General features: G+C 56.1%; 18 protein-coding genes. 14 read left to right on the top strand and 4 right to left on the bottom strand.

Annotated features, from left to right (window positions below; genetic code table 11):
* Positions 1–240 precede the first annotated feature (240 nt).
* The 10 genes from P1X16_RS01710 to P1X16_RS01665 all read left to right on the top strand — a co-directional run bounded on the left by P1X16_RS01710 (position 241) and on the right by P1X16_RS01665 (position 10,019).
* Complete coding sequence (locus tag P1X16_RS01710; protein ID WP_277225805.1) at positions 241–639, top strand: STAS domain-containing protein; 399 nt, start codon at positions 241–243, stop codon at positions 637–639.
* Positions 636–1,523: an RES domain-containing protein gene (locus P1X16_RS01705; protein WP_277225803.1), complete on the top strand. Its 888-nt coding sequence runs from the start codon at positions 636–638 to the stop codon at positions 1,521–1,523. The genes P1X16_RS01710 and P1X16_RS01705 overlap by 4 nt, the downstream gene beginning before the upstream one ends.
* 307 nt (positions 1,524–1,830) lie before the next feature.
* Positions 1,831–2,703: a manganese catalase family protein gene (locus P1X16_RS01700; protein WP_277225801.1), complete on the top strand. Its 873-nt coding sequence runs from the start codon at positions 1,831–1,833 to the stop codon at positions 2,701–2,703.
* A gap of 217 nt (positions 2,704–2,920) precedes the next feature.
* Positions 2,921–5,479, top strand: coding sequence for an FdhF/YdeP family oxidoreductase (locus P1X16_RS01695; RefSeq protein ID WP_277225799.1), 2,559 nt, complete (start codon positions 2,921–2,923; stop codon positions 5,477–5,479).
* A 265-nt stretch (positions 5,480–5,744) separates the two neighbouring features.
* Positions 5,745–6,482 (top strand): ferritin-like domain-containing protein, encoded by a 738-nt coding sequence (locus P1X16_RS01690; RefSeq protein ID WP_277225798.1) that lies wholly within the window; start codon positions 5,745–5,747, stop codon positions 6,480–6,482.
* A gap of 44 nt (positions 6,483–6,526) precedes the next feature.
* Complete coding sequence (locus P1X16_RS01685) at positions 6,527–7,492, top strand: ferritin-like domain-containing protein (protein ID WP_277225796.1); 966 nt, start codon at positions 6,527–6,529, stop codon at positions 7,490–7,492.
* A 185-nt stretch (positions 7,493–7,677) separates the two neighbouring features.
* Positions 7,678–8,592, top strand: coding sequence for an isoaspartyl peptidase/L-asparaginase (locus P1X16_RS01680; RefSeq protein WP_277225794.1), 915 nt, complete (start codon positions 7,678–7,680; stop codon positions 8,590–8,592).
* 122 nt (positions 8,593–8,714) lie between these two features.
* Positions 8,715–9,443 carry a Fe-S cluster assembly protein HesB gene (locus tag P1X16_RS01675; protein WP_277225793.1) on the top strand — a complete coding sequence of 243 codons (729 nt, stop codon included), beginning with the start codon at positions 8,715–8,717 and terminating at the stop codon, positions 9,441–9,443.
* Positions 9,444–9,527: 84 nt separating this feature from the next.
* Positions 9,528–9,728 (top strand): hypothetical protein, encoded by a 201-nt coding sequence (locus tag P1X16_RS01670; RefSeq protein WP_277225792.1) that lies wholly within the window; start codon positions 9,528–9,530, stop codon positions 9,726–9,728.
* 15 nt (positions 9,729–9,743) lie between these two features.
* Positions 9,744–10,019, top strand: a complete 276-nt coding sequence (locus P1X16_RS01665; protein ID WP_277225790.1) for a DUF167 domain-containing protein — start codon at positions 9,744–9,746, stop codon at positions 10,017–10,019.
* A 56-nt stretch (positions 10,020–10,075) separates the two neighbouring features.
* Here P1X16_RS01665 and P1X16_RS01660 read toward each other — a convergent pair whose 3' ends face one another.
* A complete protein-coding gene (locus tag P1X16_RS01660; protein ID WP_277225788.1) occupies positions 10,076–10,204 on the bottom strand; it encodes a hypothetical protein in 129 nt (42 codons plus the stop codon).
* Between P1X16_RS01660 and P1X16_RS01655 the strand changes: the two genes are divergently transcribed.
* The 4 genes from P1X16_RS01655 to P1X16_RS01640 all read left to right on the top strand — a co-directional run bounded on the left by P1X16_RS01655 (position 10,203) and on the right by P1X16_RS01640 (position 15,071).
* Positions 10,203–10,988, top strand: coding sequence for a ZIP family zinc transporter (locus tag P1X16_RS01655; protein ID WP_277225786.1), 786 nt, complete (start codon positions 10,203–10,205; stop codon positions 10,986–10,988). The genes P1X16_RS01660 and P1X16_RS01655 overlap by 2 nt on opposite strands.
* A gap of 167 nt (positions 10,989–11,155) precedes the next feature.
* Positions 11,156–12,526, top strand: a complete 1,371-nt coding sequence (locus tag P1X16_RS01650; RefSeq protein WP_277225784.1) for an AAA family ATPase — start codon at positions 11,156–11,158, stop codon at positions 12,524–12,526.
* A gap of 18 nt (positions 12,527–12,544) precedes the next feature.
* Entirely contained in the window at positions 12,545–13,825 is a 1,281-nt protein-coding gene (locus tag P1X16_RS01645; RefSeq protein ID WP_277225782.1) for a tetratricopeptide repeat protein, read from the top strand.
* Between the two features lie 37 nt (positions 13,826–13,862).
* Positions 13,863–15,071: a tetratricopeptide repeat protein gene (locus tag P1X16_RS01640; RefSeq protein WP_277225780.1), complete on the top strand. Its 1,209-nt coding sequence runs from the start codon at positions 13,863–13,865 to the stop codon at positions 15,069–15,071.
* 394 nt (positions 15,072–15,465) lie between these two features.
* Here the strand turns inward: P1X16_RS01640 and P1X16_RS01635 are convergent, their stop codons facing one another.
* The 3 genes from P1X16_RS01635 to P1X16_RS01625 form a co-directional block, all read right to left on the bottom strand.
* Complete coding sequence (locus tag P1X16_RS01635) at positions 15,466–16,845, bottom strand: ammonium transporter (protein ID WP_277225779.1); 1,380 nt, start codon at positions 16,843–16,845, stop codon at positions 15,466–15,468.
* A gap of 481 nt (positions 16,846–17,326) precedes the next feature.
* Entirely contained in the window at positions 17,327–18,529 is a 1,203-nt protein-coding gene (locus P1X16_RS01630) for a threonine synthase (RefSeq protein WP_277225777.1), read from the bottom strand.
* A 65-nt stretch (positions 18,530–18,594) separates the two neighbouring features.
* Entirely contained in the window at positions 18,595–19,500 is a 906-nt protein-coding gene (locus tag P1X16_RS01625) for a LysR family transcriptional regulator (RefSeq protein WP_277225776.1), read from the bottom strand.
* Between the last annotated feature and the right edge of the window lie 229 nt (positions 19,501–19,729).

The following is a 19,729-nucleotide window of genomic DNA, read 5'->3' as shown; positions in this document are numbered from 1 at the left end:
TTCGCCCCTGACCACCAAAAGGAGAGGCCACAAACGTCGGTTGCATACGGGCGCTTGTGGCCTTTTCTGTTTAATAGCTGCTTCCTCCAGAGGCAACTCGATTAAAAACCAAGAGTACGGACCAGTAAAATCAGCGTAAGCCGCAACGGGAAATCAGCATTTCCCCCTACAATGGCGGTTTATTAGCTCGATAGCTTTGCCTTGGTCTTCGGCATGTGTCGTTGCTAAAAGAGAGTTCTGATGGCACACTTCACAGCTCACATCAAACAAGCCCAGGGAAAAACAGGCGTGAGTCTACGTGGGCAGTGTACTGATGTGGGAGCAGCTCATCAACTGGAAGCGGCAATCAAAGAGGTTATTGCCAATAAGATGGCAGTGGTCTGGATTGACTGCCAGCGCCTGGAACCCATGTCCTGGCAGGGCCAACGAGCTATCCTCAATGCCGATTGCCTCGCCCGCACGGCCGGCGTGACACTACAGTGGTGCGGCATGCCTGAGGCTGTGTTAGAGCAGCTCGTGACCAGCGGGCTAAGCCTGCTACTGCACCTGCAGCCCGCCAACGATTACCAAGGCCCCCGAGAGTTACTACAAGACAACCTGCCTATTCCCACCACCCCCAAATTCCCCCCTAACATATGAGTGTGCAGGCGCCAACTCCAGCCAGCGAAATTCATATTTACCGACAAATTAGACGGCTCCGCCACCTAAATGGCCGACGGCATTCCGTTGATTCACTGCTGGGTCGGGTGCGCCGGTTGCTGGCTAGCTCTGCCGTGCGCTGCCTAGAGTTGCCCGCCGGTACCCTTGTCTACCGGGGCGTGGCTTGCCAGGAGCCGCCGGAGCGAGTCGGTGACGTTTCGTATCCGCCTTCCGAGCGCATAGAACACGACCAACGCGCCAACCGCGCCGGGGTGCCCATGTTCTACGCCAGTGCCACTTGGCACCCGCCATTCTTCGAAGCCGGCGTAAAGCCCAACGACCAAATTTTGATTACGCGCTGGATTAGTCGGCAACCGCTCCGGCTCGTTAGCTTTCACGCGGCCGACCAGTGCACTGACAATCCGAATTCTGACCGCAACAAGGCCTTGCGCCAGGCCATAAGTCAGCTCCCTTCCGCAGCGCGCCCAACGGCAGCTTTCCTGACCAAGGCCTTTACGCGCAATGTAGCCGCCGACAAACACCACGATTATCGCCTATCTATTGCCATAGCCGAGGCCTGCGAGTTGGGCAGCACCTTCGACGGGCTGCTTTATCCGTCGGCTGCCATGCCGTCGCTGGCACACAACTTGGCCCTCCACCCCAGTTGCATCGACACGGGCAAGCTGGAGCTACAATACGTTGAGCATTTGCGCGTCAACCGTGTGGGCACCGAAACCATCGACGTGCATTCGCTGGACTTTGCCAACAGCTACGACAGCACTGGCCGCTTGCAGTGGCTAGGGCAGCCCGGCAACTGGGTGCTACGCGAAGGGGGTACCCTCACGACCTGCAACTTCACGGCGACTATGCAACCAAAGCAATAAGCTGAGGCAAATGTGCCCGTAGGTTTTCCTTCTAAAGCAAGAGCCCACCCAGGCCAAGCGTTGACTTCTACGTCAGCACTTGGCCTGGGTGGGCTCTTTTGCTGAGGTAAATAGCAGGCAAAAGCTAGGCTAGCGTTCGGAGTTGGCTACCTGAACAGTGGCAGATCCGGCTAGCTATTTCGCGCGGACTTTGCGGGTTTATACGCAGAAAATACGTGTTTTTTCAGCGGCTGCTGCGTCAAAATGGGACGTATAGACAGGAACCCGGCAGGTGTCGGGTTCCCCTCTCACCATCCATTTTCAGCCCATGTTTTATCACGATAAAGAATTGCAGTACAAAGTTCGGGTCGACCGGCCTAGCCCTGTTTTTGCGCGCATGCTTCAGCAAGCTATTGGCGGCATAGAAGGCGAGATTCGGGTTTGTCTGCAATACCTATTTCAAGCTTGGGGCAACCGCGGCCCGGCCAAGTACCGCGACATGCTCATGGAAACCGGCACCGAAGAAATAGCCCACATCGAGATGCTGGCTACTGCCGTGGCCCTAAACCTGGAGGGAGCTCCAACCAGCCTGAAAGATGAAATGGCGAAAGACAAAATGGTAGGCGCCATTATGGGCGGCATGGACCCCCGCCACCTGCTTTCATCGGGCATGGCGGCTATGGCTGTCGACGCCAACGGTGTGCCCTTTAACGGGTCGTGGGTGGTAGGCTCCGGCAATACTGCCGCCGATATGTACGCCAACGTAATGGCCGAAAGCACGGGTCGGGTGTTGGCAACTCGCCTTTGGGAAATGACCGACGACCCTGGCATGAAAGACATGCTTTCCTTCCTGATTGCCCGTGACACCATGCACCAAAACCAGTGGCTTGCCGTAATCGAAGAGCTAGGCGGCATGCACGGTGTACACCCCATCCCGAACTCTTTTCCGCAAAACCAGGAAGTGCAGCAGTTCAGCTACGCTTTCGTGAGCACCAGTGTCAACGACATCGGTACGCCGAACGGCCGCTGGACGCAAGGCCCGTCTATTGACGGCAAAGGCGAATTCCACGTGATGAAAGCCGAGCCCATGGGTGGCGAGCCCAAGCTAGCTCCTCCAGTGCCTGAGGGCCACGCCCAAAAAGAGCAAATGACGCTCACCGACTCCATCATGGGCAATATCAAAGACTCGATGGGTCTGTAAGACTTGTTGCTAGCAGAGCACGCTGCTGATGCAGCAGCATGACAGCCTGCTACATCAGAACGTCATGCTGCGCTTGGGAAGCACTTCGCGGAGGTGGTACATGGTTACTGCTTGCGAAATGCCGTCTAAGCGTAGCATGACGTTCTGGTTTCGGTGTAACGCTCGGATTTCCACCTACCAAACTCAGCCACACTATCCTCCTATTTCTTGAAGAATCATGGATAAATCTCCTGCCTACGACCCTAATCAGGCCGGCAAAACCGAACAGCAAACGGCCAGCAACAACGTACCCAAAAGCGGTGAGCGGCCCGACCAAGGCGCCGCGCCCACGAGCGACAACTGGAGCACCTCCCCCGACCGAAAGTCGATGGATGAGCGCCCCATGGAGGCTCCTGATACGTTAGGCGCCAAACACAAGCACCCGATTCTGGCGCAGCCCCCCGAAGAATTTACGGGCCTGCACCTCGGCAAGCCCGCTAAAGTGGCTGCCGGCGTAACGGCTGTGCTCAAGTCTGGGGCGTTTGCTTTCAGTGAGGACGGCCCGGTACGCGGCACGCATGCGTTGCTGAAGCTCAACCAAAAAGACGGGTTCGACTGCTCATCTTGCGCCTGGCCCGACCCTGATGACCACCGCTCGGTAGCTGAATTCTGCGAGAACGGAGCCAAGGCCACGGCCTCCGATGCCCAATCCGACCCGGTAGGGCCCGAGTTCTTTGCCAAGCACAGCCTAGCGGACTTGTCGCGCATGACAGACCGCGACCTGAACAATGCCGGCCGTATCACGCACCCCATGGTGTTGCGGCCCGGGGCTACGCACTACACGCCTATTTCGTGGCCCGAAGCTTTTGATTTGGTTGGTCAGGAGCTGAATGCCCTGAAATCACCCAATGAGGCCATTTTCTATACCTCGGGCAAAGTACCTAACGAGCCCGCCTACTTGTACCAGCTGTTCGTGCGGCAATTTGGCACCAACAACCTGCCCGACTGCTCGAACATGTGCCACGAAAGCAGCGGCGCGGCCCTGAGCAACACCACGGGCTTGGGCAAGGGCTCGGTCACGCTCAACGACATCTACGACGCCGAAGTCATTTTGATTATCGGCCAGAACCCTGGCACCAACCACCCGCGCATGCTCACGGCTTTGCAAAAGGCCAAGAAAAACGGCGCCAAGATTATCAGCATCAACCCCTTGCACGAGGCGGGCCTGCTGCACTTCAAGAACCCGCAGGATTTCATGAATCCGCTCAAGGCCTTGGGGACCTTGCTCGGCGACGGTACGCCCATCACTGATATTTACCTGCAAGTGCGCATCAACAGCGACCAGCTTGTGATGCGCGGCATCATGAAGTGCTTGCTGGAAGCGGAGGCGCTCAACCCCGGCCAAGTGCTCGACCACGATTTCATTACGAGCTATACTACGGGCTATACGGAGCTAGTAGAAACGCTCAACAACACGAGCTGGGTCGATATCGAAGAAGCCAGTGGCATTACCAGAGCCCAGATTCAGGAAGCGGCTAGCTTAGTAGCCCGCCACAAAAAAATCATTACCTGCTGGGCCATGGGCCTTACGCAGCAGAAAAACGGCGTGTACACCATTCAGGAAATCACCAACCTGCACTTCCTGAAAGGCGCCATTGGTATTCCGGGTGCGGGTCTTTGCCCGGTGCGCGGCCACTCCAACGTGCAAGGCGACCGAACAATGGGCATCTGGGAGCGTCCCACTGACACCTTCCTCGACTCCTTGGCCAAGGAATTCAACTTCGAGCCGCCCCGCGAGTTTGGCTGGGACGTAGTGGAAGCAGTGAAAGCCCTGCACGACGGGAAAGTAAAGGTGTTTATGGCCATGGGCGGCAATATGCTCTCGGCCTGCTCCGATACCGAATTTGTGGCCGAGGGCATGCGCAAGCTGCGTTTGTCTATACACGTAACGCCGAAGCTCAACCGCAGCCACCTCGTAAACGGCGAAATGGCCTTGCTGCTTCCTTGCAAAACCCGCATCGACATCGACATGCAGAAGTCGGGGCAGCAGTTCATGACCTGCGAAAACTCGATGGGCGTGGTTAGCATGAGCAAAGGCGTGCTAGAGCCCATATCCGACCAGATGCTGAGCGAAGTAGCCATTGTGTGCGGCATTGCCATTGCCACCTTGGGCGAGCGGACCACGGTAGATTGGGTGGGCTGCACCGAAAACTACGACCTCATCCGTGACTATGTGGCCCGCACCATTCCTGGCTTCGAAGACTTCAACCAGAAAGTGCGGCACCCCGGCGGTTTCTACCTACCTAATGGCCCCCGCGAACGGAATTTCACCACCGAAAACGCCAAAGCCAACTTCACCAGCACGCCCTATGAAAAACACGTGTTGGAACCCGGCCAATTGGTGCTCATGACCATCCGCTCGCACGACCAGTTCAACACCACCGTTTACGACTACAACGACCGGTATCGGGGTATCCATGGCGAGCGGCGCATCATCTTCTTGAACCCGGAGGATATGGCCGACCGTGGCATCAAGGAGAAAGGGCTAGTCAACATCACCAGCCACTTCTTGGATCAGCAGCGCCACGCCGAGAAGTTCATTGCCATTCCCTATGATATTCCGAAAGGCAATTGCGCCATGTACTTCCCCGAAGGCAACGTGCTAGTGCCCATTGGCAGCGTGGCCTACAAAAGCAACACGCCGACTTCCAAGTTTGTGGTAGTAACAGTGGAGCGGGTGGAGGTGCCAATTGGTAGCTCAACGCCTACCTCCGAGCAAGTAGCAGTGCCTGCGTAAAGCAAATTTCGAGGCAAGCAAAAGACCAAAACGACCCATAACAAAATTAGATCATTCCGGTTTTTTGCTTGCCTCGAAATGGCAAAATTTTATGTATTACTTCAAAGTATTTACATCTTTATATGTAAGGCTCTCGAATACCAAACTATCGTAACAAACACGTAAATACGTACCAATAAACACGTAATTAATCTGTTAAGCAAAGTAGCAGCGGCGCAGTCCCCGTACATCAAGTCATGTTTCACACCAGATGTACTAAACCGCTATGACCAAGCTTCTCCTTCCCCCAGAGCCGGCCGCCCAGCCGACCTCTACTTCCCGCCGCTCCTTCCTGCGTTACTCGGGTGCTACTATGGCCGTTGGTGGCCTTTTGCTAGCTGGCTGCGACGACGACAGTGAAAATGGCAATAACCGTATTGACGTAGGTTCAGGTGACCCTGGCATCCTCAATTATGCCTACGCGCTTGAGCAGTTGGAAGCAGCTTTTTATGCTGCAGTAAAAGGAGGCGCGTACTATACAGGTGCCCCAGCTTCTGAAAAGCAAATCTTTGATGATCTGGCGCTGCACGAACAGATTCACGCCGATTTCTTCAAAACAGCTCTTGGTAATGGTGCTATAAAAGCATTGGAGCCCGATTTCAGCACTATCAACTTTGGGGATAAGAACAGTGTACTTACTGCTGCTCAAGCCTTTGAAGATTTAGGAGTAGCTGCGTACAATGGAGCTGGCCGCTTTATTACGGCTCCTGGTTATTTGGCAGTAGCCGGTAAAATTGTATCGGTAGAAGCTCGGCACGCAGCTCTTATTCGTGACTTGCGCTCTTATAACTCGTTCGTGGATAACGATGTAGTGGACTTGTTCACGCCATCTGGTAACGCTTCAACCCCTGGTGTGGGCAACGGCACTGGTTTGGAAAGGTCTAAGCGACCAGCTGAAGTGGTAGAAACTGCCAATCAGTTCTTGAAAGAAGGCTCTAAGATTAGCGCCAACAGTTTTAAATAAGCTGGCTTTAGCTGGTCTTTTCACTACAAATCGTCTCCTCCATCATGGATTTATTTAAACTAATCAAGGAAATCGAGCAGGTTGATCCTGAGATCTACGATCGTCTCGACTCGCGTCGCCGTGTATTCAAACACTTTGGTATGGCTGGCAAAGCCGTAACGGCTGCTGTGTTGCCGGGCTTAGTAAGCGGCCTTTTCCAGCGTGCTTACGGGCAGGGCACTGCACTTCCAGCTGACATTGTTGCCGTGTTGAACTTGGCGCTAAGCTTGGAGTACTTGGAGTTCTACTTCTACGATAGTGGCCTGAAGGCTCCTAACCTGATTCCAACTGCTGATCGGCCTGCCTTCGAAAAAATTCGCAACGATGAATCAGGCCACATCAAAATTTTGAAACAGACTTTAGGCTCGCTTGCTATTGCTGAGCCGGCACGTAGTGCTTTCGACTATAGTGGTGGTCGTAACCCAACACCGCTGGTAGGTGACACGGCAGTAGGCAATGGGCCATTTAGAACCGTATTCACGGCTTATCCTATTTTCCTGGGTGTGTCGCAGTCTTTTGTGGATACGGGTATCCGTGCTTATAAAGGCGGCGCTCCAGTTCTCATGCCAAACAAAGACGTGCTTGAAGCTGCTTTGAATATCCACTCGGTGGAAGCGCGGCACTCCTCGCACGTGCGCACCATCCGCCGGGGTATCACCAACGTGGCCAACCCTACAGCACCAATGAATGCGCAGCCGAAGAGCTGGGTTTCCCTTCAGGATAATGGCGGTCCTTCTCCGGACACCAATCCGTCGACCAGACCAGTTTACGGTGCTGGCAATCCGGCTTCTAGTTCTGACCCACTAGCGCTTGTTTTCCCAGCCGAAGACAACGTTACCCACTTAGGTGTAGCAATTCCAGGCAATGCCACTGCAGCTTCAGAAGCTTTTGATGAGCCTCTTGATCCTACTTCGGTTAAAAACATTGCCCGCAATTTTGTTGTGGTTACTAGCGGCCTGTTCCCCGCCTAAATTGCAAAACTCAAGTAGGCAGCCTTCTATATAAGCAACTGCTTACCCATTCAGCACAGCCTCAGTTCATGCGTATCTCGATACGGATGAGCTGAGGCTGTTTTTTGTGCATACTACCTACCTCGACACTTACAACCTTGGCGCGCTGCTAACGTCTACAAACCTCTCACAGAACAGCCAATCCAATGAACAAATATGCTATTGTAGTGCACGGCGGCGCCGTAACCATGAAGCCCGGGCAACTAACGCCCGAAGAGGAAGCGCTTCAGCGGGAAGGATTAAAGCAAGCCTTGCACGCCGGTTGGCAAGTGCTTCACGAAGGCGGCACCGCCCTCGATGCCGTGCAAGCCGCCGTGACCAGCCTCGAAAACAACGAGCATTTCAACGCCGGCCGCGGCAGCAGCCTCACGCAGCAAGGTGAAGTGGAAATGGATGCCAGCATCATGGACGGCAGCAACCTCAAGGCGGGCGCCGTAAACAGCGTCAGGTATGTGAAGAACCCGATTCGGCTAGCCCGCGCCGTGCTCGACAGAGGCAACCCCGTGTACTTGGCCAGTGAAGGCGCCATCGAATTTGCCTTGGAGCAAGGCCTGGATTTAGAGGCGCCCAACTATTTCAAAACCGAGAAAACGCGCAAGCAATGGCTGGAACTGGTAGAGCAAGAGCAAGCCGAGCCCCAGCAGCAAGACACGGTGGGCGCCGTTGCGCTCGACCAAAACGGCAACCTAGCTGTGGCTACCAGCACCGGGGGTATTGAGGGCCAGCTCAAAGGCCGCGTTGGGGATAGTCCGGCAATAGGTGGCGGCAGCTACGCCAGCAACGATGCGTGTGCTGCCTCCTGCACCGGCGATGGCGAAGTGATTTTGCGGGGTGCTCTGGCGCACGAGGTGTACGCGCTGGTTAAGTACAAAGGCTTGCCTATCGCAGAAGCTTGCCGCGAAGCTATTGCCTTGCACGACGAAGACTTGCAGGGTGACAAAGGCATTATTGCGGTTGATAAGCAAGGCAATGTGGCGTTGGAGTTCAACAGCAACCTCATGCGCCGGGCCTACCGCATTGGCGAGGAAGAACCAGTAGTAGCCATGTGGCGCGACGAATAGGGTTTCGGTTGCCGGTTATGGGTTGGCTGTTGCCAGTTATCAATCAGTCATTGGTATAGCCAGAACGACAAACAGCAACTCATAACCGGCAACTGGCAACTGATATTCCCGTAGGCTAAGCTGTGCCGTCCCTTAAAGCCCCCGATACTACCTTCGATAGTCGCCAGCAGAAAGCACTGCTCGTGCACGACCGCCTGTGCGCGGAGTATGGCGCGCCATTTCCGTTTTTCAGCACCAAAGATCCGCTGAGCGAACTGGTTAGTGCCCTGCTCTCCCACCGCACCCGCAACCAGGATTCGCACCGGGCCTACCAGCAGCTTGTGGCTCGCTTCCCCACCTGGGAGCAAGTACGCGACGCCCCCACCGAAGAAGTACAAGAGGCCATTAGCCCGTGCACTTGGCCCGAGCAGAAAGCGCCCCGAATTCAAGCCGTGCTGCGCGAAATCAGTGAGCGGTGTGGCGGCCCCTGCGACTTATCCTTTCTGGCCGATAAGTCGGTGCCGGATGCCCGCGCTTGGCTGGAATCTATTTCGGGGGTGGGGCCCAAAACCAGCGCGGCTGTGCTGCTTTTCAGCAAGCTGCGCATTCCGGCTATGCCCGTTGATAGCCACCACCACCGCGTTGCCCAGCGCCTAGGTCTGATTGGTCCGAAAGTAGGAGAAGGCGCCGCGCACGCTATGCTCGCTGCCCTGCTACCACCCGATTGGGATGCGCAACAAGTGTACGACCACCACGAAGCGTACATGTACCACGGGCAGAAGTGCTGCTACTTCCATACCCCTGCTTGCGGCCGTTGCGTCGTGCTCGACCAGTGCCCTTTTGGTCAGGCGCGGGTAGGCAGCAACAAGTGAGCTGTAGTGGCCCTGAACGAGGCACCGTCAAGCTGCTGTTTTTCTCTATACTTGCCCACCACCTCACAGTTAATTGCAAAGACCATGAAACCGACCTATGGCGTGCCAGCGTTGCTTTCCTTTTTTATCCCGGGCTTAGGGCAACTTATCAAAGGACAACTTCTGAAGGCCTTTCTGATTTGGGCTGTTGGGGGCGCCGTCGGCTTTTTGCTGGCCTGGACCTTAATCGTACCCTTTGTGATTTGGGCCTGGAACGTGTACGACGCCTACAACGACCCCGCCTAACCGGTTTCAGAGCCTGTGCCCGTTTCACTTCACCTCAAAGCCAAGCCCAATGCCCGAGCCAACCAACTGCTGGTAGCTCCCGATGGCACCGTAACCGTGCGCCTGCAAGCCCCCGCCCACGATGGCAAAGCCAACGCCTGTTTGCTGAGTTACTTGGCAGCGGTATTCAGCGTCAGCAAATCCAACATCACCCTGGTTTCAGGCCACACCTCGCCCTTCAAGAAAGTTGCCATCGACGCAGTAGACGAGCCTACGCTGCAAGCGGTGCTGGCGCAGTTCCTAACGGCGTAGCACCTAGTAGTTAGGTTGGTTGCTTGCCATGCAGACTGGCACAGGCAAAGGCCCGATTAATTATCTAGCTGACGCTTAGCAGCCTGCAAACTCAGGTGCAGCCTGAAGACAACCTGAACATCAGGGTGCGTATAATCCGCCAACACGCGGGCCACGCAGGTGCGCACCTTCTTCTCTTCGTACATGACGTTTCCTACTTGGGTGCTGGCCGGCTTCTGGGGCCTTGTTTCGGGTTCGGCACTGCTGCTGGGCGCAGCGCTTGGCTACTTCGCCCGCGTGCCGCAACGGCTGATTGCCGCCATTATGGCGTTTGGCAGCGGGGTTCTGATTTCCACTCTTTCCCTGGAATTGATGGAGGAAGCCTACCAAAAAGGTGGCTTCAACTCCACCGCTATGGGCTTTGTGGGTGGCGCAGCCGTCTATACCCTCGCCAACTGGCTGCTAGCGCGCTACGGCGCCAAGCACCGCAAACGCTCCAGCGACCTGCAAAAGCAAGAGCGTGCCTCCGTGAAACAAGCAAAGGGCAACGACGAAGCCGACAACGGGATGGCCTTGGCTATTGGCGCGCTACTCGACGGCATCCCCGAAAGTATTGTCATCGGGCTTAGTATGTTGGCAGGAGGCGGGGTAAGCATGGTGGCGGTAGTAGCCATTTTCCTGTCCAATCTGCCCGAGGGGTTGTCGAGTGCGGCGGGCATGAAAAAATCAGGTCGGTCAGCTAGCTACGTGCTACTGCTGTGGGCGGGCATTGCCGTTATTTCGGGCGTAGCGTCGTTGCTGGGCTACACGCTGTTCAGCGGCTTTTCCAACGAGGTAGTAGCCGGCACGATGGCCGTTTCGGCTGGCGCCGTGCTAGCCATGATTGCCGACACCATGATTCCGGAGGCTTTCGAAGAAGCGCACAACTTCACGGGCCTGATTACGGTGCTCGGCTTCCTGGTTTCTTTCTTTTTGAGCAAGATGGATTGAGGTCTGTTGGTATAGGTGCCAGCTAAGTTGTAGGGGGCAAAATATTGCAGTTGCGTTGTCGTACGTTATCCTCGAAATCATGAACTTTGACCTGTTGGGTTCGAGGGGTTGATTTCCACGTTTTACTCGTACAGTACGCTTACCAGTTAGCACCTTATACTATGGCTATGTCGCCCGATCCGTCTGCTATTCAACCCCTGCTAGACGCCCTTTCCTTTTCACCCGACAATCTGCCCCTTCGCAAGCATGTGGGCGGTTTACTGCTCGACGCCAATCGGCTAAACGAAGCAGAAGACGTATACCGGGCCGGCCTGCGCCAAACCCCTACCGACACCGACTTGCAGCTAGGCTTGGCTAAAACCTACGCGGGCCTAAGCAAAACGTCGGCGGCCTTTGTGGTGATAGAAGAATTGCTTGAAGCCTGCCCCGATCATGCGCGGGCGCACCTGCTGCACGCCCAGTTGCTGGTCGAAACAAACCAGTTGCCCGCTGCCCGCGAGGCCTATGCTACCGCCTTACAATACAACCCCACATTAGAGGATGCCGAGCTAGCCGCCAAGCTGCGCGAACGAGCCCCGGCCCAACCCGCGCACGGCGGCCTACCTACAGCCGCACCCTTCGCCAACTCGCCCGTCACCGATGAGCAGGCGCTATTTGGCGGCCTCGAAAAGCCGAAGATCAACTTCTCGGATGTGGGAGGTATGGAGGCTCTGAAAGAGGAAATCCGCCTGAAAATCATTCACCCGCTGCAATTCCCCGACCTATACAAGGCCTACGGCAAAGCCACCGGTGGCGGGCTGCTGCTCTACGGCCCGCCCGGCTGCGGCAAAACCTACTTGGCTCGTGCGACGGCCGGCGAGGTAAAGGCTTCGTTTATCCACGTCGGCATCAACGACATCCTGGATATGTGGCTTGGCAACAGTGAGCGGAACCTGCACCAGCTGTTCGAGCAGGCCCGGTTGCAGGCGCCCTGCGTGCTGTTTTTCGATGAGGTAGACGCCTTGGCGGCCAACCGCCACGATTTGCGCCAAAGCGCCGGCCGCACCGTAATCAATCAGTTCCTGGCCGAGTTAGATGGTGCCACCGCGTCCAACGACGGGGTGCTGATCCTGGCGGCTACCAACGCCCCCTGGCACCTTGACTCCGCTTTCCGCCGTCCCGGCCGCTTCGACCGGATTCTGCTGGTCACCCCACCCGACGAAGCGGCTCGGGCCGCCGTGCTGGAAGTGCTACTGCGCGGCAAACCCGTGGCATCTTCCGTAAACCTGCGCAAGCTAGCCGCCCAAACCGCTGGCTACTCCGGTGCCGACCTGCAAGCGGTGGTAGACGTGGCCGTAGAAAACCGCCTGCGCGAGTCGATGAAGGCCGGTAAACCCCTGCCGCTGGAGCACGCCACGCTAGCCGATGCCGCCGGCAAAGTGCGCGCCAGCACCCGCGAGTGGTTTGCTACCGCCAAAAATTACGCCCTCTACTCCAACGAAGGCGGCGTGTACGACGACATTCTGGTCTACTTAGGCATCAAGAAGCCCTCGGCGTAGCCAGCACCTTGTATGGACATGGAAACTATCCGCACCGACCGGTGGCAGGAGGCGGTGCAGCAATTGCTGGCCGTACGGCGTCCGGCGCAGGCCGAGCAGTTAGTACGACAGCGCCTAGCAACTTATCCGCAGGATGCTTACGCACACGTGCTATTAGCCTTCACGCTCCTTCGGCAGCAACGGGAAACGGAAGCAATAGACGCCGCTGAAAATGCTTTGAGCTTCAATCCAGCCGAAAGTGAAGCGTATTACTTGCTTGCTTTGGCGCTGGCCCGCAAAGGCAAAGTGGAAGCCGCTCAGGCTTCTATTCGTCAGGCTCTACGACTCAATTCAATCAGCAGCAAGTATTTGGGCATTCAGGCTTGGTTGCTGAATGTCCTCAATAGGTCGGCGGAGGCGCAAGCGGCGGCCGAAACGGGGCTTAGCTACGACCCAACGCATGTAGAATGCTTAACCCAACTCGCAAACGCTCTGCGCAATCAGCAGCAGTGGCCTTTGTTGAAGGCTTGTTTGCGGCAGTTGGTGAAAGCTCATCCGCAGTTACCACTGGCACACAAGCTATTAGGTGAAGAAGCCCTACGCCAAGAACACTATGCGGAAGCGCAGGCACATTTCGAGGCGGTCTTGCGGCTAGCACCTGCTGAAGCAAAGGCTCATAAGGGCCTGACTCGTGCTCTACGCTACCAGTTCGGGCCGGGACGTTTGGCGAGGCGCCTTGATGTGTACATGACTTCTATTTCGGAAGGCACTAAGAAAGGGCAGTTGCGTGCTTGGGGTCATTTCTTACTCATCCTAGTTCCGCTTTCTTTTTTATGTATCCCCCTGCTATTGTTTATGGGATTTGAAGCCTTGTATTGGCGGTTGCATCCGCAGGTGCGACAGTTGCGCAACCGCCCTGCCGATGCTCCTTCTTACTTGCACGAAAGTTTGTACCGCTACGGCACTATTGCTTCTGCTATTCTGCTGGTAATAGCCCTGTTACCGTCTCTGATCTGGATTATTCTAAAGTTGGGGGTACCGGAAAGCTCACTAGGACCTGGGTTGACGGGAGGGCTAACAGCATTGATATTGGGGATGGGCCAAGCATTGAAGACAGCTACGGATATGCCGCTGCCTACAAAATCGCCCGTAGGCTGGCTGCTCGTAGCTTTTCTGAGCCTAGCCGCGACGCTGGCTTGTACCTTCTCTACGCTCTTATGGCCGTGGAGTCCGCCTGCTTTACTTCTGTGCAACGGGGCACTCCTTTACTGGCGTATTCGCAGCCTACGGCACGATTCGCCGGATAGGATGGTCGGCTAACCTTACGCTATTCTTTTTTATTTCTCTGTACTTCTATATGGAACAACCCACCTGGCCCGACCGAATTCTGCTACTATTACGCCAGGGGCGCGCCACGCAAGCCGAACAGGAATTGCGCCGGGCGCTGCAAGAAGACCCTGACAACCCGTTGGCGCACGCTTGGCTAGGTATGGCCCTGCTCGATCTGAACCAGCTAACGCAGGGGCAGCAGGAAATAGAAACGGCCATTGGGTTGGCGCCGGAATACGACTTTGCTTACTACTTGCTTAGCCTGGCGCATCAGCGGCAGCAGCGGCTACCGGCGGCGCAGCAGGCCATCGAGCAAGCCTTAGCACTCGACCCTACCGACCCCAACTATCATCACATGTTAGGGCAAATCCGGTTTCAGCGCGGCCAGTGGGAAGGTGCCCTTCGCGCCTCCGAAGCCGGCCTTTACTACGATGCTCAGCACGTCGACTGCCTTAGCTTGCGGGCCCGTTGCCTGGCCCGCCTTGGCCGCCCCACCGATGCGGCCAGTTCGCTGCAGCAAGCCCTGCACTACAACCCCGACGATGCCGGCACCCACGCCGATGCCGGTTGGGTAGCCCTCGAAGCCGGTCAGCACCGCCTCGCCCTCGACCATTTCCGCGACGCCCTGCGGCTACGCCCCACTTCCGAGTACGCCCGCGAAGGCCTAGTTGAGGCTCTGAAAGCACGCTACTGGATTTACCGCGCCTTTCTGCGTTTCAGCGTCTGGACCCAAGGGCTGAGCGACGGTACGCGCCGCATGATGTTTATTGGCATCTACGTGCTGGTCAGGTTTGTGCCGCTGTTGCTGCCGCTGTACTTGCCGCTGGTGTTTATGAGTTGGTTTGCCGACCCTATTTTCAATGGCTTACTGCAACTCAACTCTTACGGTCGCCATGCACTTTCCGACGCGCAACGCCGACAGGCCCTGGCATTTATGAGCACTGCCGGGGCAGGCGCGGCTTTGCTCGTCACAGCGGCACTCACCAATTTTGCCTGGACGGGCGTGCTCGGCAGCAGCTTACTAATGTCCCTTTTTCCGCTGATGGTAGCCTTACGCCCTAATGTAGCCGAACGCACGCGCCGCTGGGCAGTGGGCGCAACAGCCGCGTTATTGGTATTGGGTGTTTCTGGAGCAGTTTTGCAGGCTTTCAGCATCGAAGGCGAGCTTCACAATGGGGTCATGGGTGTCATGATTATTATCTGGCTGCTGTTTATGTGGGGCACTGCTCTGAGCTAGAAACGTTGTAGAACGAAGTAGCCTTGGCACTTGCCTGAACCGAGCAGACGTTGCGAGACTCTCTTACCTGCGTCCTTAACTGGGTGTAGATATGTGTGATTACCTGGCGTCTCGTCGTTGTTGAGGCCGTTCAGACTGTGTTGTTGCCGTTCAAGGATGAGACGCGAGTAGTCACATTTCCACATCCTTTCGGTGTCAGCACACGCGGGGCATTTCAGCAAGCTGAAATGATTAGAGCACTACGGGCTGAGAGGCACAAGGCCTAACTCTACTATTCATGGGCTAGAGTATAGAAAGAAGAAAGCCGTCAGATCCCCCCTCCGACGGCTTTCGTATTCCCTCCCCTACTCACTTGGTTGCTGTTCCGGTTGACGGAAGCTAGCGCGCAAGTGTACTACACGCTCTCCTTCGCTACTTCCTTGCGGTAGGTGCGCTCAAAATCTTCGTCTACGTGATAGGTCGACTCCTCGTGCTGGCTCAGGTCGAGGCCAAGGGCTTCTTCTTGTAGCTTCACCCGCAGGCCAAAGAAACGGTCTGTCAGCTTAAGCAAGATCCAAGAGCCCACAAAGGAATACGCCACCACAATCACCAGTCCTAGCACGTGGTAGCCAAACACCGTGGCCGTGCCGTGTACCAAGCCTACTTTGTCGGCAAAAACGCCGGTGAGCAGCATGCCCACAATACCGCCTAAGCCGTGGCAGGGAAACACGTCCAGCGTGTCGTCGATGGTGGTGCGGCTATTCTGCCAGTGCACCGCCACGTTGCTGATTAGCGAGCCTACTACCCCAATGAGCAAGCTTTGGCCGTAGGTTACGTAGCCAGCGGCGGGTGTAATGGCCACCAACCCAACTACCGCCCCAATGCAAGCGCCCATGGCCGAAGGCTTACCACCCCGCACCACATCGGCCAGCATCCAGGCTACCAGAGCGGCAGCCGAAGCCAAGTTAGTATTCACGAAAGCAGTTACCGCTAGCTCATTAGCTCCGAGGGCTGAACCCGCGTTGAAGCCAAACCAGCCGAACCACAGCAAACCCGTACCTAATAGCACATACGGCACGTTGGGGGTAGAGAACACCGTGTTGGTAAGGTGCGTGGCGCGGCGGCCCAGCACGGTAGCGCCCGCCAGAGCAGCAATACCAGCCGAAATGTGCACCACCGTACCGCCGGCAAAGTCAAGCACGCCCCATTTCCGCAGGAAGCCTTCCGGGTGCCAAGTCCAGTGGGCCAGCGGGCAGTAGATGAACAGGCAGAAGAGCACCATAAAGACCAGATAGCCTTTAAAGCGCACCCGCTCGGCAAACGAACCAGTAATAAGAGCCGGCGTGATGATGGCAAACTTGAGCTGAAAAGCAAAAAAGAGAATAAACGGAATAGTAGGCGACAACAGCGGATGCGTGGCGGTACCCACGTTGCGCAACATAACAAACGTGAGCGGGTTGCCGATAACGCCGTGCCAGGAGTCGCCGTAGCTCAGCGAAAAGCCCACGAAGTAAAACACAATAGATATCACGCCCAAGGCAACGAAGCTTTGGAGCATGGTGCTGATAACGTTCTTCGGTCGGACCATGCCCCCGTAGAAGAACGACAAGCCCGGCGTCATAATCAGCACAAAGGCAGTGGCGGTAAGCATCCAAGCCACGTCAGCGGCATTGAAAGACCCCGGGGCCGCGGCGGGGTGAGGCAAGTCTACAAAGGCAGACACCAGGGTTAGGGCCACAAGCGCCACCAGAGAAAACATACTCAGGCTGGTTAGCCGCTTGGATTCAGAAACCATAACTCAGATTTAAGTTGGACTTGTTTTACAAAGGCCAAAATAGAGAAACATGATGTAAAAATTGACAGTACCCTCAAAAATTTAGAGGCAATCTTTTAAATACTTATGTTTTTCCAGTATCCACGCCTTATTACAATACCCCTTTTGCCATAACACGATGCCATTTTATGATACATGTAAAAACTCGGGGGTGTACTGGCTCCTGTGAGCATTAGAATAAAGGCTCATCCTGTTTGCAGCAGTAATCACATGGTAGAAATCTAGCATGTGAGCCTAGGCAAGGGTGCTATAGAGATAAGAGCAGCGAATCAACTGCTCTATTTTTTGCAACAAGTAGGTTATGCTGATGCCTCACCACTTGTTTCTGTTGAAAGCATCAAGCCAGAGCGGGAGCAGACGACCGGTGTTCTGGTTGTCTGGTCCCGCTCTGGCTTGGGGTTGATTGGGTTGTGGCTATCTTACTTGAGGAAGCTGCCGTGTATTATTGTTTATAACGGCCTTCCACGTTGTCCATGTACTTCTGGCCGGAGCCGGTATTTAATAGTAGTATCTGCTCTTCGGGTTTCAACCAGCCTGTTTCAAGTAGATGGCGGGCTGCCATCCAAACTGCTCCACCCTCGGGGGCTACAAATAAGCCCTCTAGTTGCGCTAGCTCGCGCATGCCTTCCAACATCTGCTCGTCGGTGATGCTGATAGCAATGCCGTTGGATTCGTCTAGCACTTGCAGCATCAGTTGCTCGCCGAGGGGGCGGGGCACGGCCAGGCCGTTGGCAATGGTGGGCTGGCCGACGTACTCGTGGCAGTTAGGCTGATGACCGGCGCGAGTTTCCACCAGGGGGCAGCAGTTGGCGGCTTGCACAGCTACCATGCGCGGTAGTTTAGCATCGGCGGGCAGCCAGCCGAGGGTTTGCATTTCGCGAAAGGCCTTCCAGATGCCAATGAGGCCGGTGCCGCCGCCAGCGGGGTAGAGCAGTACGTCGGGCAGTTGCCAGTCGAGTTGCTCGGCTAACTCGTAGCCCATGGTTTTCTTGCCTTCGAGCCGATAGGGCTCTTTCAGCGTCGATACATCGAGCAACTCCCCGTTGGCGTTCAGTTCCCGGACGCGGGCAGCGCAGTCGTTGATGAGGCCATCGACGAGGTGCACTTCGGCACCATACCAGTAGCATTCCTCTTTGAAGGCCTTGGGGGTGTGGCGGGGCATCACCACCACGGCCCGTAGGCCAGCGCGGGCACAGTAAGCCGCCATGGCCACCCCGGCATTGCCGGCCGTTGGGATGATGCAGCCGGTGGCACCTAGCTCCTTGGCTTTGGAAACAGCCATGCTCAGGCCGCGGGCTTTGAAGGAACCCGTGGGGTTTTGCCCTTCGTCTTTGAGGCGCAAATCGTGCAGGCCATAGCGGGCACCGAGGCGTTGCAGTTCTAGGAGTGGGGTCCAGCCTTCACCGAGGCTTACTTTGTGCGCATCGTCGAAAAGGGGTAGCAGGGAGCGGTAGCGCCACATCGAGTTTTCGGCGACGTCTATGCCCGCAGTGCGCAGCAAGGGTTCAGCTAAGTGGTAGGAAGCCAGCAGGGGTTGCCCGCAGCACTCCGAAACGCGCTGCATCGTGAAAGCTGAATAGGCAGTGTGGCAGGCGGCGCAATGCAGTTCGTGCAGGCGCGTAGGGGTATCGAGGAGAGTTTTCATAGCGCTGATTTCTACGCAAACCTCCTCTGTTGCTATTCCTTTTACAAACGGCTATTTGGAATAGGCTATTCCTTTTTGGAATAGTAGCGCCGCGTGAACTGCACGAAGCTTTTGTAGGGCACATTGTTTTCGGTGCCCTTGCGCTGCACAAAATCGAAATGCCGCACTAGGTTCAGGTCGCGGATGCGCACCACCTGCAACTCCCCCGACTCCAACTCTTTCAGCACCGCCTGCCGTGGCAGAAACGCCAGACAGGTATCAACTCGCACGAAGTTCTTGAGGGCTTCGGTACCCCCGAGCCGCACTTTCACGGGCAAATCGGTGAGCTTAATCTGGTGCGCCGCCAACGCCTCTTCCAGCACCGCCAGCGTACCAGAACCCGTTTCGCGCAACGCAACGGGCACGGTTAGCAGTTCGCGGGCCGTAAGTTCTTGCTTGTAGATGGGGTTGCGGGTGGAGCACACCGCCACTACCTCGTCGGTGAGCAAGGGCGTGTAGGTAACGTTGCTGACTTTGTGGATGCCCTCGATGATGCCAAGGTCGATTTCGTGTTCGAGCAGCGCCTTGAGGATGTTTTCGCTGTTGCGGTTTTTGAGGGTGAGTTGCGTGTTGGGGTACTTGCCGAGGTAGGCGGAAAGCACCGGCGGAATAACGTAGAGCGAAATGGTGGTGCTGGCCCCAATCACCATGCGCACCTGCGGCGAGAAGTCGTTGTTGAGGGCTGTAAACTCTTGGTGCAACTCGTGCTGGAGCTGTTTGGCCAGCAGCAGCTTGCTATACAGCAATTCGCCAGCCGGCGTGAGCACTACGCTATTGCCGAGCCGCTCGAACAGGCCGGTCTTGTAATACTCTTCCAGTGCCTTCACTTGCTTGCTCACTGCCGACTGGCTCAGAAACAAGGTCTGCCCGGCTTTGGTGAAGCTGAGCTGTCGGGCTACTTCCAAGAAGATTTCGTGCGGGTGGGAAAGCATAGAGAAAACGAAGGACCAGGAAGCACAGCAAGGTACGCAACCCGACTCATGCACTATGCCCTCAGGACCGTTGAAAGGGCTTATCAGAAAAATATGTATAAAATTTTGTCATTTCTTCAATCATTATACAAAGAGTATTTTGTATGTTCCGGTCCCTATGCTATTGCGGGCTACTGGCGGTGGCTTCTATAGGTAACCGGCCGCGCCGGGCCCGCGCTATTATCGGCTG

The organism is Hymenobacter sp. YC55, from assembly GCF_029433095.1.
GTDB lineage: Bacteria > Bacteroidota > Bacteroidia > Cytophagales > Hymenobacteraceae > Hymenobacter.
This window is presented reverse-complemented; position numbering and strand designations above follow the sequence as displayed.

Coding starts and splice junctions, on each gene's coding strand:
- P1X16_RS01640 (WP_277225780.1), top strand. CDS start 13,863: ATGGAACAACCCACCTGGCCCGACCGAATTCTGCTACTATTACGCCAG.
- P1X16_RS01670 (WP_277225792.1), top strand. CDS start 9,528: ATGAAACCGACCTATGGCGTGCCAGCGTTGCTTTCCTTTTTTATCCCG.
- P1X16_RS01695 (WP_277225799.1), top strand. CDS start 2,921: ATGGATAAATCTCCTGCCTACGACCCTAATCAGGCCGGCAAAACCGAA.
- P1X16_RS01650 (WP_277225784.1), top strand. CDS start 11,156: ATGTCGCCCGATCCGTCTGCTATTCAACCCCTGCTAGACGCCCTTTCC.
- P1X16_RS01705 (WP_277225803.1), top strand. CDS start 636: ATGAGTGTGCAGGCGCCAACTCCAGCCAGCGAAATTCATATTTACCGA.
- P1X16_RS01685 (WP_277225796.1), top strand. CDS start 6,527: ATGGATTTATTTAAACTAATCAAGGAAATCGAGCAGGTTGATCCTGAG.
- P1X16_RS01690 (WP_277225798.1), top strand. CDS start 5,745: ATGACCAAGCTTCTCCTTCCCCCAGAGCCGGCCGCCCAGCCGACCTCT.
- P1X16_RS01625 (WP_277225776.1), bottom strand. CDS start 19,500: ATGCTTTCCCACCCGCACGAAATCTTCTTGGAAGTAGCCCGACAGCTC.
- P1X16_RS01635 (WP_277225779.1), bottom strand. CDS start 16,845: ATGGTTTCTGAATCCAAGCGGCTAACCAGCCTGAGTATGTTTTCTCTG.
- P1X16_RS01680 (WP_277225794.1), top strand. CDS start 7,678: ATGAACAAATATGCTATTGTAGTGCACGGCGGCGCCGTAACCATGAAG.
- P1X16_RS01710 (WP_277225805.1), top strand. CDS start 241: ATGGCACACTTCACAGCTCACATCAAACAAGCCCAGGGAAAAACAGGC.
- P1X16_RS01700 (WP_277225801.1), top strand. CDS start 1,831: ATGTTTTATCACGATAAAGAATTGCAGTACAAAGTTCGGGTCGACCGG.
- P1X16_RS01630 (WP_277225777.1), bottom strand. CDS start 18,529: ATGAAAACTCTCCTCGATACCCCTACGCGCCTGCACGAACTGCATTGC.
- P1X16_RS01645 (WP_277225782.1), top strand. CDS start 12,545: ATGGAAACTATCCGCACCGACCGGTGGCAGGAGGCGGTGCAGCAATTG.
- P1X16_RS01655 (WP_277225786.1), top strand. CDS start 10,203: ATGACGTTTCCTACTTGGGTGCTGGCCGGCTTCTGGGGCCTTGTTTCG.
- P1X16_RS01660 (WP_277225788.1), bottom strand. CDS start 10,204: ATGTACGAAGAGAAGAAGGTGCGCACCTGCGTGGCCCGCGTGTTGGCG.